Annotated in this window: 16 protein-coding genes; 3 read left to right on the forward strand and 13 right to left on the reverse strand. The window is 35.4% G+C overall.

Going from position 1 to position 14,610, the window contains the following annotated elements; genetic code table 11:
* Positions 1–220 precede the first annotated feature (220 nt).
* Both cysD and LUA86_RS13680 read left to right on the forward strand, forming a co-directional pair.
* Positions 221–1,126: a sulfate adenylyltransferase subunit CysD gene (gene cysD, locus LUA86_RS13675; RefSeq protein ID WP_231463640.1), complete on the forward strand. Its 906-nt coding sequence runs from the start codon at positions 221–223 to the stop codon at positions 1,124–1,126.
* Between the two features lie 144 nt (positions 1,127–1,270).
* Positions 1,271–2,521 (forward strand): sulfate adenylyltransferase subunit 1, encoded by a 1,251-nt coding sequence (locus LUA86_RS13680; RefSeq protein WP_231463642.1) that lies wholly within the window; start codon positions 1,271–1,273, stop codon positions 2,519–2,521.
* A gap of 363 nt (positions 2,522–2,884) precedes the next feature.
* Here the strand turns inward: LUA86_RS13680 and LUA86_RS13685 are convergent, their stop codons facing one another.
* The 12 genes from LUA86_RS13685 to LUA86_RS13740 form a co-directional block, all read right to left on the reverse strand.
* Entirely contained in the window at positions 2,885–3,442 is a 558-nt protein-coding gene (locus LUA86_RS13685) for a DUF4082 domain-containing protein (RefSeq protein WP_231463644.1), read from the reverse strand.
* Between the two features lie 25 nt (positions 3,443–3,467).
* Entirely contained in the window at positions 3,468–3,941 is a 474-nt protein-coding gene (locus LUA86_RS13690; RefSeq protein ID WP_231463647.1) for a hypothetical protein, read from the reverse strand.
* 30 nt (positions 3,942–3,971) lie between these two features.
* Positions 3,972–4,496, reverse strand: coding sequence for a hypothetical protein (locus LUA86_RS13695; protein WP_231463649.1), 525 nt, complete (start codon positions 4,494–4,496; stop codon positions 3,972–3,974).
* A 12-nt stretch (positions 4,497–4,508) separates the two neighbouring features.
* Positions 4,509–5,972, reverse strand: a complete 1,464-nt coding sequence (locus LUA86_RS13700; RefSeq protein WP_231463650.1) for a hypothetical protein — start codon at positions 5,970–5,972, stop codon at positions 4,509–4,511.
* Positions 5,973–5,977: 5 nt separating this feature from the next.
* Complete coding sequence (locus LUA86_RS13705; RefSeq protein ID WP_231463652.1) at positions 5,978–6,955, reverse strand: hypothetical protein; 978 nt, start codon at positions 6,953–6,955, stop codon at positions 5,978–5,980.
* 20 nt (positions 6,956–6,975) lie between these two features.
* On the reverse strand, positions 6,976–7,545 hold the full coding sequence (locus LUA86_RS13710; RefSeq protein ID WP_231463654.1) for a hypothetical protein: 570 nt from the start codon (positions 7,543–7,545) through the stop codon (positions 6,976–6,978).
* An 11-nt stretch (positions 7,546–7,556) separates the two neighbouring features.
* Positions 7,557–8,876, reverse strand: a complete 1,320-nt coding sequence (locus LUA86_RS13715; protein WP_231463657.1) for an OmpA family protein — start codon at positions 8,874–8,876, stop codon at positions 7,557–7,559.
* A 10-nt stretch (positions 8,877–8,886) separates the two neighbouring features.
* On the reverse strand, positions 8,887–9,627 hold the full coding sequence (locus LUA86_RS13720; RefSeq protein ID WP_231463659.1) for a hypothetical protein: 741 nt from the start codon (positions 9,625–9,627) through the stop codon (positions 8,887–8,889).
* Between the two features lie 79 nt (positions 9,628–9,706).
* The gene (locus LUA86_RS13725; protein ID WP_231463660.1) at positions 9,707–10,333 is read right to left on the reverse strand and encodes a response regulator transcription factor; all 627 of its coding nucleotides are present in this window, start codon (positions 10,331–10,333) and stop codon (positions 9,707–9,709) included.
* Between the two features lie 46 nt (positions 10,334–10,379).
* Positions 10,380–12,254: a tetratricopeptide repeat-containing sensor histidine kinase gene (locus LUA86_RS13730; protein ID WP_231463662.1), complete on the reverse strand. Its 1,875-nt coding sequence runs from the start codon at positions 12,252–12,254 to the stop codon at positions 10,380–10,382.
* Positions 12,255–12,265: 11 nt separating this feature from the next.
* Positions 12,266–12,631, reverse strand: coding sequence for a hypothetical protein (locus LUA86_RS13735; protein WP_231463665.1), 366 nt, complete (start codon positions 12,629–12,631; stop codon positions 12,266–12,268).
* Positions 12,632–12,784: 153 nt separating this feature from the next.
* Positions 12,785–13,630 (reverse strand): hypothetical protein, encoded by an 846-nt coding sequence (locus tag LUA86_RS13740; protein WP_231463666.1) that lies wholly within the window; start codon positions 13,628–13,630, stop codon positions 12,785–12,787.
* A gap of 234 nt (positions 13,631–13,864) precedes the next feature.
* On the opposite strand from LUA86_RS13740, the gene LUA86_RS13745 reads away from it, so the two are divergent.
* The gene (locus tag LUA86_RS13745) at positions 13,865–14,221 is read left to right on the forward strand and encodes a PleD family two-component system response regulator (RefSeq protein ID WP_231463668.1); all 357 of its coding nucleotides are present in this window, start codon (positions 13,865–13,867) and stop codon (positions 14,219–14,221) included.
* A 6-nt stretch (positions 14,222–14,227) separates the two neighbouring features.
* Here the strand turns inward: LUA86_RS13745 and LUA86_RS13750 are convergent, their stop codons facing one another.
* Positions 14,228–14,578 (reverse strand): hypothetical protein, encoded by a 351-nt coding sequence (locus tag LUA86_RS13750; protein ID WP_231463670.1) that lies wholly within the window; start codon positions 14,576–14,578, stop codon positions 14,228–14,230.
* Between the last annotated feature and the right edge of the window lie 32 nt (positions 14,579–14,610).

Raw genomic sequence — 14,610 nt, forward strand, 5'->3', positions numbered from 1 at the left:
AGCACATCCCTCTCCTTGAGGAAAGGGAGTTAACAGATAAAGGTTTTAAACCGTGATAGTAAGAACGCAAAAACTTTGTTCCCTCTCTTCAAGGAGAGGGAAAGCACAAAACAAGCCAAAGCCCGAACATTGATAGGTTGAGGCTTAGAAATAGAAATGTATGGAATGATGCTACTCAACTTTACAACATTCCAACTTTAAAACATTACAACATTTACAAATGAGCGAATACAATTTTGATTATTTAGATGAATTAGAAGCAGAAGCCATTCACATCTTGCGTGAAGTGGCTGGCCAATTCGAGAAACCAGCTTTGCTGTTTTCTGGCGGAAAGGATTCCATTACATTGGTGCGACTGGCTGAAAAAGCCTTTAGACCAGGGAAATTTCCTTTTCCATTGGTACATATTGATACTGGACATAATTTTGAAGAAACCATTCAATACCGTGATGAAATGGTTGCTAGAATTGGTGAAAAACTGATTATCGGTTCGGTACAAAAATCTATTGACGAAGGAAAAGTAATTGAACAAACAGGCAAAAACGCAAGTAGAAATGCTTTACAAACCGTTACGCTTTTAGATACTATTTTAGAACATAAATTTGATGCATGCATCGGCGGTGCCAGAAGGGACGAGGAAAAAGCGAGAGCGAAGGAACGAATTTTTTCTGTACGTGATGAGTTTGGGCAGTGGGATCCAAAACGCCAACGACCAGAACTATGGAACATTTACAATGGTAAAATTCATAAAGGCGAAAATGTGAGGGTTTTTCCAATCAGCAACTGGACCGAGCTTGACGTTTGGAATTACATTCGCCGCGAAAACATCGCTTTGCCAAGTATTTATTTTGCGCATCAACGAGATTGTATTACAAGAAACGGTCAGTTAATGGCGGCATCTCCTTTTTTAAATATGGATGATGAAGATGTTGTGGTAAGTAAAAAAGTTCGTTTCCGTACTGTTGGCGATATGTCTTGTACCGCTGCGGTAGAATCTAATGCTGATTTGATTGATGACATTATTCAGGAAATCAGCGAATCTAAAATCTCTGAACGTGGAGCTCGTTTAGACGATAAAGTTTCTGAAGCCGCAATGGAAGACAGAAAAAAGGGGGGATATTTTTAAAGGAGTATCAAGTAGCGAGTATCAAGTATCAAGAGTTGATACACGCTTATAATTAACTCAAATTGAAAAACTAAAAAACTAGCAGTATTAATGATAGGCTTGCAAAGTCTTGATACTTGATACTCATATCTCAATACTAAAAACATGAACATACTAAAATTTTTTACAGCGGGCAGTGTAGATGACGGTAAAAGCACCCTCATTGGCCGTTTGTTATATGATACAAATTCTATTTTAGCCGACCAGTTGGAGGCTTTACAAAATTCTAACCGTAAAAACGACGATGGAACAATAGATTTAGCCATTTTAACTGATGGTTTAAGAGCCGAACGTGAGCAAGGTATTACTATCGATGTAGCTTACAAATACTTTCAAACTGATAAGCGGAAATTTATTATAGCCGATACACCGGGGCACATTCAATATACCAGAAACATGGTTACCGGAGCATCTACTGCTAATTTAGCCATTATTTTAGTCGATGCCAGAAATGGGGTAGTGGAGCAAACCATTCGCCATTCGTATTTGGTTTCCCTATTAGGAATTAAGCATGTTGTGGTTGCGGTAAACAAAATGGATATGATGGATTACAGCGAAACGGTTTTTAATTCTATAAAAGATAAATACAAAGCTCTGGCCCAAAACTTAAACCTTATCGATGTAAATTATATACCTGTTAGCGCTTTAAAAGGCGATAACATTGTGCAAAATTCTGAGCGAATGGACTGGTATAGAGGCGAAAGCTTATTACATTTTTTAGAGCAGGTTGATACCGATAATTTAGATAAATCGCAGTTGGCACGTATGCCTGTGCAATGGGTAATTCGTCCTCAAACAGATGAATTACATGATTATCGTGGTTATGCTGGTCGGGTTTTGAGCGGAACATTCAATTTAAACGATAAGATTACGGTTTTGCCCTCGGGTGCAAGCTCTACCGTTGAAAAAATCGAGTTTTTCGACCAAACGCTTGATGCCGCACATGCAGGTCAATCGGTTATTATCCATTTAAAAGATGACGTAGATATTAGTCGCGGCGACACTATTGTAAATGCATCGGCTTTGCCACAAGAAACTAAGCTAATTGAAGCCGATTTATGCTGGATGGATGGCCGGGCTTTAGATACTTCGATTATGTATTTGATACAGCACAATAGCAAAACCACTAAATGTAAAATAAGCGAAATTTTGCACAAGGTTGATATTAATACAATGGAAAAACACCCGGCTGATGAATTTAAGTTGAACGATATTGGTCGTGTAATTGTTAAAACAGCCGATGCTTTGGCTTTCGATTTATATGATGATAATCGGGCAAATGGCTCTGCAATTTTGATTGACAGTCGCACTAATTTAACTGTTGGAGCTTTAATGTTTAGAGCTTCGGTAGAGTAGACCAACTCGTCATTGCGAGGAACGAAGCAATCTTAAAGCGTTAGTAAAGTAATAAGCAAATCAATTTCAGTGGGGCATCGGTTACGGTAGCCCCACCTGCCTACCGAAGGCAGGCTTTCCGTTACAATCTTTTTTGTTATTAAACCTCGTAGGTTTTAAAAACCTGCGAGGTTTGCAAAAAAGGATTTTCATTGCAATTGGGTTTATTTTACTTCTTTTTTTTGCAAAATGAGGGGTTTTGCCTAGCAAAAGCCTAAGTTTTTAGCCCCAATTGAAGCGGTATCTCCCGATTTTTCTTCGGGAATATAGCGTAAAGTGGGACTAACGCTGTAGCAAAGCACAAAAATTGCGCTCCAAAAAATCTTATTTCACTTCCCATTCAAAATCTAAATCCATTAAGCCGTGTATCACATTATCAACCCTAAACTCCGGAAAGCGCTGATATATACCTTCGGCATAAACACTGCTGTTTAAGGTAATTTCAGGTAATGTTAAAGCCAGTTTATCGAATGTTAACACATGGTAATAATACTCTCGAACATTAATGGTTAGGCAATAGGTTTTATTAGCTTGCACTGGTATTTGGAAGTAGCCAAAATTGTATTTTCTCGGGTCGCCATTGTTGTAAGTATAAGTGTTTAATAGTTTTTTCTCATCAGCGTCCCATAACGATAAGCGCAAATTTCCCGTTTGTGGGTTTTTGATGCGAATACCTCTAATCCGCCCATTTTTATGCGGACGAAACTCAATACCTAGTTCAAAATTCGGTTCGCCGTAGGCTACTTTTCTGTACTCGGTAGGGTATTGGTTATAGTGTTTTGCAAAAATACCTTCTTCGCCAGCATAGCTGATGCCGTTTTTTAGGATGGTACAGCTCGTTAACAGAATACTTGCAGCAAAAATCGAGATAAGATTTTTCATTATCAAGAATTTAGATATGGTTTAATTAATTTCCCTCAGCTTCTCGTTTTTTCCTTCTTTCTTCAGCAGCACGTTCTCTGGCAAGTCTTATCCTCTCTTCTCGAGCTCTTTGTGCTGCAGCTTTTTGTGGGTCGTTTCGCTGTGGCGAAGGTCTGCTTGGCGTATTGCTATTTGCCTCTCTTGCTAATCGTTCGTTTTCACTTCTTTCTTCTAATCGTTTTTTCTTTTCATCTTCTCTTTCCTGCTTAAGGCGTTGGTTTTCTATATCTCTATCTTTGTTCATTTGCACCTTTTTCTCTTTTTTTCTTTGCTCCTTTGCCTGTTTACACATTATGTATTCCATGGTTTCCCGGTTAACATCGGCAGAAGTTTGTCCTTTTTTGTATTTTGGTAAAGGGCAAGGTGTATCATCACCAGTTTCATTAGCTTTTTTTTGTGCCATAGTTGCCGTTGCCAACCCAATTAGAATTAGCAAAGCTGATGTTTTTAAACCTTTCATGTTAAAAGTTTGATGTTAAAAAAAATAAGTCTATTTATCAATTTTTAGCGATAACTCATCAGAAATATTATTGGTAATCAGCAATTCGTTATTGTTATTAGCACCATTTACAGTAATTACCAACCTCAGTTTAAGCGGTTTATTATAAGCCTGTTCTGGTATAGGTTTAAAAATAAATTGATGTTTCAGCAATACTTCTTTACCTGGTTCTATGGCTTGCAAAATCATTGGATTTGATTTGATAGAGATTAAACCTTGTGAACTCAAATAGCTATATTCTGCATAAACAGTTGTAGGTTTGGATGTTGTAAAACCAATGTTTTTTACAATAAAATTGATGGGTATTTTTATTCTGCCCGAAGTATCATCAAGCTTTTCTACACCGTTCCCACTGCCTACCAAAACCGGTACAAGATGAAAAGTTAAATCGGGCAAAGCCCTAGATACTACTTTACTTGGATGACCCGCAACACCAGTATTATTATTCACCTTTTGTGCGTATACATTACATAACCATGCTATTGTAAATCCTGTAACCATCAATATCCTTTTCATCGCATTCGTTTTTTACCTTAAAATTTGAAATGTTTTAGAGCGAGCATCGCCCGAGAAATAATGTATTGGCGCACCAACTTGGTCAATTAAAACTCTGGTTTCGCTACCAATTGTTAAAGTAATTTTGAGCTTGTCCAAATGCCAATCATCCGCACCAGTTCCTCTACCTCCAGTATGTTTTAAAATTATGTCTTCAATATCATCAAAAGTAAATGGAGGCGCCATTAATGGTTTTGTAATACTTCTTTCGGTAAAATTGGGCCATTTTCTGCCGGCGTTAATGTTATTTAAACTAATATTTCTAACAGGTCTTATTTTTAACCTAATTAACACATTAAGGTTATCGTTACCACCACGTAAATCGTCTCCGCCGGTTAAGGTTTCTATTTTAATAATCGGATTTGCAACGGATGTTCTTGGTGCAGGAGTTGGTTGAGCGCTACTAGAACCTTCGCCAAAAGGGATTGTTATTTCTCTTTGCTCTATTGGGTTATCATTGTTTCTTTTTTCGTAAACAATACGTACTAAAGGCCCACTTGTTGCAGTTTTATTTAAAATTATTGTTCTTACTATACTGCCATTAGTTTTAATTGAAGCAGTTGCCGTAACTCTATTAATGTTCCAATTATCTGCCATTCCAGCATCAAAATTATTCCAATTACTTACTACAGTTCGTTTGATGTTAATTGATAGTAAATCCTCCAGATTAATATCATGAGGTAGCGGTATCGAAACCCTTTTAATAGAATTATTTGGCCAATTTTGGTTGTTATTAATGTTTTCTAATACTATCGGATTACGGTTTTTTACATGAATTGTAATCTGGGGATTGGTCTGAAATCCCCTTGGTTCTAAATTATCGGCACCTGTTTTAATATCAACTTCTAGTTTATTGTCTGATAGTGGCGCAACCACAACCGATGGACTTGCTTGCGGTGCCAATGGCGTAATTGGAGGCATAAAACGCCAAGCATCTTTTACATTAACGTAACCATTTGCGCCTCTTTTAAATAAACCAACAGCATAATTAGCACCTGTATTTAGCGTAGCCGATAAGTAAAAATTATTAGGCACACCATCGTCTAAGGCTGGTTGTATTTGATAACTTCCTTTGTCGTTTGCAATAATTTTAAACGCCTGATATTTGTAGTTTTCTCGTACAGTAATTCTTGGTTTTAAGCTCATTTCAAGCCTAGTAGCACCCTCGGCTCCTTCTTCCCAAGTTAAGTATTTACCAAGGGGGATACTTATAATTTGGTACAAATTGGGCGAAATTCTGGATTGAGTAATTTGCCAAACCTGGTTGCCACAATTGGGCGACCTATCTCTGCAGTCTTCCGCAACTCGTATAAAATTACTGCTGTTTAGCTCCATCACGGAGTTATCAGAGGCCAACTTAAATTTATAACGTTGTGGCGTTACTTGTGCAAACAAAAATACTGGAAAGAATAGGAGAAGAGTAAGTAGCTTTTTCATGGTATTTATTTGCTAAAATGAATTCTAAAATCTTTGATTATGCTATATTGAACACCAGAAGCTGCGCCATAATTATTATCGGGGTTACCTTTTACAGTAAATGGTTTTGAGGAGAAATACATGCCTGCATTTTTGTAATTAATCAAATCGTAATCAATAGCTAACATTTTCACGTTAGATGAGTAATCGGTTGCTAAATCGCTTGTTTTATGTCCAACAGTAATATTTGGCACTACTTCTACAAAGATTTTTCCGTTTTGTAAGGCATAATCACTTACCATAAACACAGCTTTTATTGCAGGTTTGTTAGATGCTACGGTACTTGAAATAACTGGAACAGTGGCGCCAGAATTAAATATAAAATCTCTCATCTGGTTAGCTTCAGCTCTTTCTATACCTGTTTTTGAAAACATGGTAGTTTGTGCTTTGTAGTTGCTAATTGTTGTTCCGTTTTCGTTAATAATTGGACAGGGTGCGTAACTTCCGTCGGTTAGTTGTTCTACCAACCTAACTTTTACTGTGCCCGCCATTTTTTTGCAATCGTTATTGTGTACAGGCAAAGAGAAACCACTAAAACTTACGTTTTGTGCATTTGCAGCTTTTACGGTAATTGATAAAATGTTGTTCCTAAATACGGTGCCAAAATTTGGATGGTCGCCCGTAAAAATTATAGTACTTTGAAATTCATCATCAAACTTGATGTAAGCAATGTGACCCGGAGCAACTTTTATAGATACATTGCGTTTATTGGTAAATGGATATCTAAACGGGTCAACAACGTTTGCGTATTTAGCAACCCTACCGCTAAAATTAGGCTGCTCGTAAATTTCTACTCTATCTATATGCGTAGTTGTTGGCAACTGTATTGCTTCTAACGGCAAAGGATTTCTGCCAATTGGCGTAACCACTCTAGGGTTTATTTGTGCTTTTGCCCCTATAACTATCAGTATAAGGCAAATCATAAAGGATATCTTTTTCATCATTTCTAGATTATTAATGGTTTTTAATTTTCTGTTACTAACTCAACTTCAAATACTCTTGAGGTGTTATTACGTGTATCGGTTTCTTCGTCTGGTATTGTATAAAAAATTTGTGCCGTTAACCGTACCTTTTTACCTGGCGCTAAATTTGGGAACTTTCTAAAAACAAAAGCGTGCTTTATAACTAATTCTTCGCCTTGCGCCAAGGCTTGCAGTGGTAATGGTTCAGAAATTTCCGCATCATTAAATGCACCTTCGGCCACGCCATGTTCTACTTCAGAAAAAGTTCTTGGGGCTTGGAAGTGTACATAAAATATCACTTTGCATGGTTTAGATTTGGCAACGCCGTTGTTTTTGATAATTAAATTAACCGGGATTTTAGTCTTTTTTTTATTGGCGAAAGTGGCAGGCTCATAAAGTGCTGCAGCTCCTCCATTTCTAAAACTAGGGATAAGTGTTATGGTTGAATTTGGTTTTATTTTTGGAACTGTTCTATCTTGATTGGTAATCACCCCATTTGTTATGCCATTTTGTGCTTTAGCAAAGCTGATGATACAAATCATCAACAATGCAATAGATAGTAATTTTTTCATGGTATTTAGGTTTATTTAATTTTGATGAACTCAACTCTGCGGTTATTTGCCTTGTTAATTTCACTTGTATTTGGCATTGCAGGTACACTTTCACCTTTGCCATCAATTTGCATTCTGCTGGCTTCAATTCCAAAATCCGTAGTTAACATGTTTTTTAAAGCTTCGGCACGTTTTTTAGATAAGGCCAGGTTTGCTTTTTCATCGCCATCGCTATCTGTATGGCCAATTATTTTAATTTTTACTGGCGGATTTTCTTGCAAAATCACCGCAATAGATTTAATTAAACCTAAACTTTCGGGTTTAATGTTTGCCGAGTTTACATCAAACAAAATACCTGAAGAAACAAATTTGCCTTCGTTTAATAACTTGTTTCTGGTATCTGGTTCGCCAACGGCCAACCTTAAATTATTGATGTAATATTTATCTTCTTCTTTTTTAACGCCACCAGTTTGAAACAGGATGGTATTGTATTTTTTTCCATCCACAAAAGCATTAGGCAAATCCCAAACTTTCTCCTGATTTAAATAAACCCTCAAACGATTTTTTTGGCGCCAAACACTTACATGAACGGTAGCTTTTACATCGCTAATAAATTCACTTTGTACGGTTTTATTTTTAGCGCCCAAACTGCCATTATCGTAAATTTGGTAATTGGTAGTGCCTTTTGCGTTTACTGTAGAAACTGATTTAGGATGAATGCCAACTTCGATACCATTTCTACCCAAACGGGTAAGCATTTTCCATTTCAAATAATCGGTGCTGGGTTTTGCTAATTCGGCAATAGAAAAATTAAGTGGATTGCTGTAAAAGTTAAAATTTGCGCTACAAGTAACATCAAACTCAAAAGTGAAATTATCTGGTAAGTTATTGATAAACTGAGGCAAAAACACGCCGTTTTTACCAAGTTTTAGCCAATTTTCGCCATTTAGTTCAACAATTTCTCCACCGCTGTTGGTGGTCCATTTCGCAGGGAAATCACCCAAATTATCCTGACTAAAATTTTCTAAAACTAAAATTTTATCGCCTTGCACAAAATCAAATTTCCTTAAAATATCAGCATTTTGTTGTGGCATTTCGTTGCCAGTTTCGCTTACTGTTTCTGCTGGTTGCGCTACCGCTTCCGTTGCTAAAGTATCGGCTTTTGCTTTATTTTTTTTGCCTTTAAACAATCCGCCAATACCTTTTTCAAGTTTATCTATTCCAGCATTTACACCTTTGCTTATGGCTTCATTGGCTCGGCCTTCGGCACTGCGTTTAATATCTTTGGTGTTAATTTGAGCTTTGCAAAGGCTACAAACAAACATCAATATTAATAAGAGTTGAGTTTTCATAACCAGGTATTTAATTAACAATGATATTGAAACTGCAAGGCTGGCATTTTTTATTCCCGCAAAGCGGATTAATAGCCAACTTGTATTTGCCTGCCGTTGGAAAAGGAGAATTAACGCCATCCATTTTAAAATTCGGGAAGTTTTGCACTAAGCCAGTGCTCAGATTAGTTAGTTTGGCATTTAAAACTGCTTCGCAATTGCCCTCACATTTGTAACCGCCTTTAAACGAAAACGGCATACCAACCTTTAAATTAATGGTTGCGCCACAAGCAATTTGCTTCGAAACATTGTCTATAGAAACGTAAATATTATCCCAGCCTGCTTTATTACAATCACATTTAGCAAGCTCATCGCAAGCAACATTAAAATAGAATTTAATTGTAGGGCATTTTTTGCCGCCACAAATGGGTGTTATTTCTATCGAATAATTTCCGCCAGTTTCAAATTCATATTCCAACGGAAAAGTGAAGTTTGGAAAAGATTTTATTACCGTCCCCGATGAATTTTTTATAACAGCAACAAGTTTAACATCACAAACTTTATTGCTGTAATCGCATTTGTAACCTCCATTAAAAGAAAATGGCTGTTTGCATTTTATGCTAAATTGATGGCCATCTCTTACAGTTTGGGTTGCTTTACCATTTGAATAAACAAAAGGATTAAAACCGTTTGGGTTACAATCGCATTTTTGAGCATTTGCCACAAGCATAGTTGTAGCAAATAAGATTAATAATAGAGTTAATTTTTTCATGGCGAGATTTAATTAATGGTTTCTTAATCAAATTTATAGGCTAATTAACTGCCCATCAATACCATAAAAGGGTTAGTGCCTAACCTTGATTGTACTTATAAATAGCTTCGGTTGCACTATTCACCTGTAGCTTTTTATAAATCTTTTTAATGTGACTACGGATGGTTTCAACAGAAATTTGAAGTTCGCCGGCAATCATTTTATAGCTTAAACCTTTAACCACATATTCTAGAATTTCAGTTTCGCGGTGGGTAAGCAGTTCGGTGGTTTGCTGGTGTTTATTTTGCTTTTTGGGGATAAAAGAAAGCACTTTTTTAGCTACGCTACTCGTCATTGGTGCGCCACCCGCCATCACATCATGTATAGCAGCAGGCACCTGGTCGAAGTTTTTCTTTAACAAATAACCGTTAGCACCTGCGCAAATGGCATCGAAAATGTTATTTTCATCTTCAAAAACCGTTAGCATTATCACAAAAATTTCTTGGTTTTGCTGGCGGATTTTCTTCAACGCCTCAATGCCATTTAGGCCAGGCATATCAATATCCATTAAAATAACATCGGCTTTGTAAGTTTGCAAAATTTCATCCAAAGAGTTTGCATCAGGCATGGCCTTAATTAAATTGAAATCGGCATTCCACTGAAGCATGGTTTCTATGCTAAAGCGCAAATTGCTGTTGTCTTCAAATATTAAAACGTTTATTGCCATTGATTTACAAAATTAAGCTATCAGTTTTTTATCGGCTATGCCCAAATTAGGGGAGGTTGATAGCAAGCAATAACACAGTGCCCTTATCATCATTGCTTAAAGTTAGTGTGCTGGTTATGGCCAAAGCTCTTTCTTTCATACTCCGAATGCCCGTTCCAGAAGTTTCGCCTTTCCAAAGGCCATTATCTGCAATAAATAATTGTGCTGTGTTTTTATCAATTTTTTTAAGGTCGATATTTACTTTACTTGCGTTAGCGTGTTTACTGATATTGGTTAACGCTTCTTTGTAAATCAGTAAAATCTCTTTGCGGTATTCGATGGGTAATGATTTACTGGCTAAATCTTCATCGGTAATAAACGTAACTAAAATACCCAAAGGTTCGAGGGTTTGGGTTGCAAATTCCCGCATTCTGATGGCAAGATTTTCAATTTTATCGTTATTAGGCTGTATGCTCCAAACAATATCGCTCATACTTTGCTGTATGGTTTTGCTTTGCGAAGTTATTTTTTGCAACATTTTTTTGGCTTTGCCGGTATCTTTATCCATCGCTTGTTGCGATACACTACTTAAAATGTTGATGCTGGTTAAAGTACTCCCAATTTCATCATGCAAATCTTTACTAATGTTGTTTCTTATAGCTAAAAGCGCTGTTTGCTGTTCTAATTTTTTCTTCAGTTGGTAACGATTAAAATAAGTAACGATTAAAAGTAAGAGCAAAACAAAACCACCGATTAATAAATTTCTTGTCGTTTTTGCGTTAGCTAATTCATTTTCTTTTGCTAATTGTTCGTTTTTTGCCAAGCGTAATTGTTGCTCTTTGTTTACGGCATTTAAATTCTGAATTCTAATTTTTTCATTCTGTTCCTTTAACCTTAAATCTTGCAATTGCTTCTCTTTTGATAGAAGTTCTATTTCACTTTGTTTTTGCCTGGCCAAAAGTAAATTGCCAGTAATTAAAGCATTCTGTTTTTCTATTTGGAGTTGTTTTAACCGTTCAGAAGTGCTTAATTTTAAAATTTCGCCATCTTTTTTCTCGGTTTCGTATTTAACCCGAACCTCTTCAATTTTCGCCAAATTACTTTTTTCGGTTATGCTATCGCGATATAAAATATGCTGTTTATAATTTTCATAAGCATTTTTAAAATTGCCTCTCGAGTTATAAAAACTGCTCAGTTTATCATAAGCATTGCTGATATTTTCTTTGTTTTTTAAGGCTTTAGATAATAATAATGCTTTATTATAATAAGCAATTGAAGCTGTTGTATCGTTAATTTTATTAGCCAAATTACCTGCCGAAACGTACATGCGTGATAACATTTGTTTGTCGTCAATTTTCTCGTAAAGCGCAATTGCTTTGCTTTGCCATTGCAAAGCATTCTGATTGTTTTTTGCACCTAAAGCCTCATAAGTGGCCATGCCAGCATAAGTGCTGGCAATTAATTTACTGTTTTCGGTTTGCTCTGCATATTTTACCGCATTGGTTAAATGTTGTTTGGCAAATGGGTTTTCCTTTTTTATCAGATACAATTGTCCGATGTTCAAATTCCCAATCGCAAGTCCGGGTTTATCGTTAATTTTTTCTCTTACTGCAATGCTATTTTTCTGGTAATTTATCGCATCATCAACCTTGCCCATTAAATAATAAACCGATGAAATATTGCTGTAAGTTTCGCCAATGCCACGTTTGTTCTCGTTCAGTTCAAAAAGTTTCAGGGCGTTAAAAAAGTTGTTTATTGCTTTGTCTTTATCGCCCGTGGCTAAAAGTTGAGAGCCAATATTGCTGTAAACTTCTGCAAGTTTTTTGCTTTCCTTTTTGGCCAAACATAAATTTAAAGCGGTATTGTAGTGTTGCGTGGCCAAATCATTCTGACCATCTTCGGCGTAGTAAATTCCTTTTCGGTTATTTAAATCGATAAGCAATAAAGTATCTTTTAACTGATTGGCAATTTGGCTGGCAAAGGCATCGTAAGTTTAAAATCTTTAAACTCCCTTTTTTTAAAACTCACTTCTGCTAGTAAATCATAAATATGGGCTTCGTGTCTTTTATTTTTAGTGGCTTCAGCCTGCTTTAAACCATCTTTTAATAGTGCATTTGCCTGGTTGTAGTTACCCGAGTTTATGTAAGTATTGGCATTTATTAGTAAGTTATCTATTGCTGTAGATTGGGCATAGCTGGTTTGAGCAATTAGAATAAATAGAAAAAGTTTTATAAACCAGCGTAAGCACATAGAAAGTTTTTGAATATCAGAAAGATGGAAGAGCTTCAGTTTTGACAAGCATAGCCGACAGTTTTCCATGATGTTTCAATCATCTATGTTAAATATAGCTATAAGTTTTAAGAAATTTTATAAGCAATTTTTTATTGTAAGTATCAAATTAACCTGAAGAAATTTACTTGAGGTTAATGTAACTTAGCATCCAGAGGAGGCTTAGCGGGAAATATAATTTGATTAGTGATTTACAACTTCTTGTAGTTTAATGTTGTAAACTTTTTCCAATTTGCTGATTTTACTGCTGTTTTTTGAAAACAGACTTTTCAAGTGTTCAAAATCATTCTTCAGGTATTTCGAAGCAAATATATTGGAAACATATTGACGGATTTTTTCACCTAAAAAAACTTCTGTTAGGATGAATGAAATCAAGAAAATATAATGATTTGATAAAACTGAATGTGGTTTTAAACTTAAGGAAATGCTTTTTGTGAAATAATCCAATATAACCGGTATTATTAGAGTAAGTATGGTAGCCACTAGTTTTGTAGCATAGATTATTTTCTGCTCAGCAGATTTAATTTTCTCTCGTAAATTTCCATTTTTATCACCAGCATCGGCTTTTACAAAAACATTTCTTTGATTAATTTTTTCCTGTTGCTTTCCATATTCAATATCTATTTCTCGAACATGGCTAATCAATTCATTTTCGGCTTGGTTCAATTTTTCCTGGTCGGCAACTATTGCTTCTTGCTCTGCAATTAGTTTTTCCATTATCATTAAATCATCAGGAATGCCTCTTGCCATTTTTTGCTCAGCAGCAATAATTCTATTGTCGAGCTGCCTGTATTGTTTTTTTAGCTCTAAAAGTTCACTATCCCAGTGTTCCTTTTTTAAATCATAATCTTTTTTTATGCGGATAATTTCCGCTTGATTTTCAAACTGTTTTAAGGCATTTTCATTTACCTCAAGCTTATTATAAAGCTCAATTAATTCGGTAAATAAAATGTTTATAGAAGTTTTTTTATCAGAAATTAATTCTTGGTAGCGGGTTATATCTTTTTCAGAAAGCAGAGTTAATGGCATATCGCTGTTAAAATTATAAAAATTATGCCAGTAGTAATTATTTAATCACTTTCATCCTTAAAATTACGATTGAATTATTTTATAAAGCGCATTAATATTGCCTAAATATTTTCGTTACTGATCATTATTTATTACAGGTTTCGATAAGTATTTGTATATCAGCTAAAAAGACTTATTCCATCTATTTTCTATTATAAGTAATAATACTTAGATTTAAGTACCGAATCTCCCGATATGTCAAAAATACTGATTGTTGATGATGACGTATTTAACGCCGATTTACTTACATCAATTCTTGAGCGAGAAAACTTTGAAGTAGAAAGTATTCACAATTGTGATATGCTTCAAGCTGTTATTCAGAGCTACCATCCAAAATTAATCATAATGGATATTCAACTCAGTTGCGCTAATGGTAGAATACTCTGTAATCTGATAAAGAAAAATCCGAAAAGTATGCAAATTCCTATTGTACTTTTATCTGCCTTAAAGCCGACACAGTTTTTAGAAATTCCTTGTTTTGCTGACGGATTTATAATTAAGCCTTTCGATGTTGAAGACCTTTTAGCAATCGTGAGGTTGCAGCTAAAGTAATTTACTTTAATACGCCTTTTTCAAGTAATCTTCAATTGAAGCTTTTATTTCACTATTTAACGCTTCTTTACCACAGTTTTTAAGCTTATGTTGTGATGAATTGTATTTCTCTATATATGTAGCTTCAGTTGAAGTAAATTTTAAATAACCCTGTTCAAAAAAACGTTCTTCAATTTCATTTGATGAATCCATAGAACGAAACCATAATTTAATTAGTGATTTTGTATCCTTCTCAAAATAAAGCCAATGAAAAATCTCATTCAAAGTGGCAGTTTCGAGTAAATCAAGTCGTTTAATTTCAATTATTACCAGTTCCTGGTTTTCAAATTGAAATAGTGTTTTGTATTTAGAAGACATTGCTGCAAAAATAAAAACAAGATGCTTTGCAC

Source organism: Pedobacter sp. Leaf132 (assembly GCF_920984695.1).
Lineage (GTDB): Bacteria > Bacteroidota > Bacteroidia > Sphingobacteriales > Sphingobacteriaceae > Pedobacter.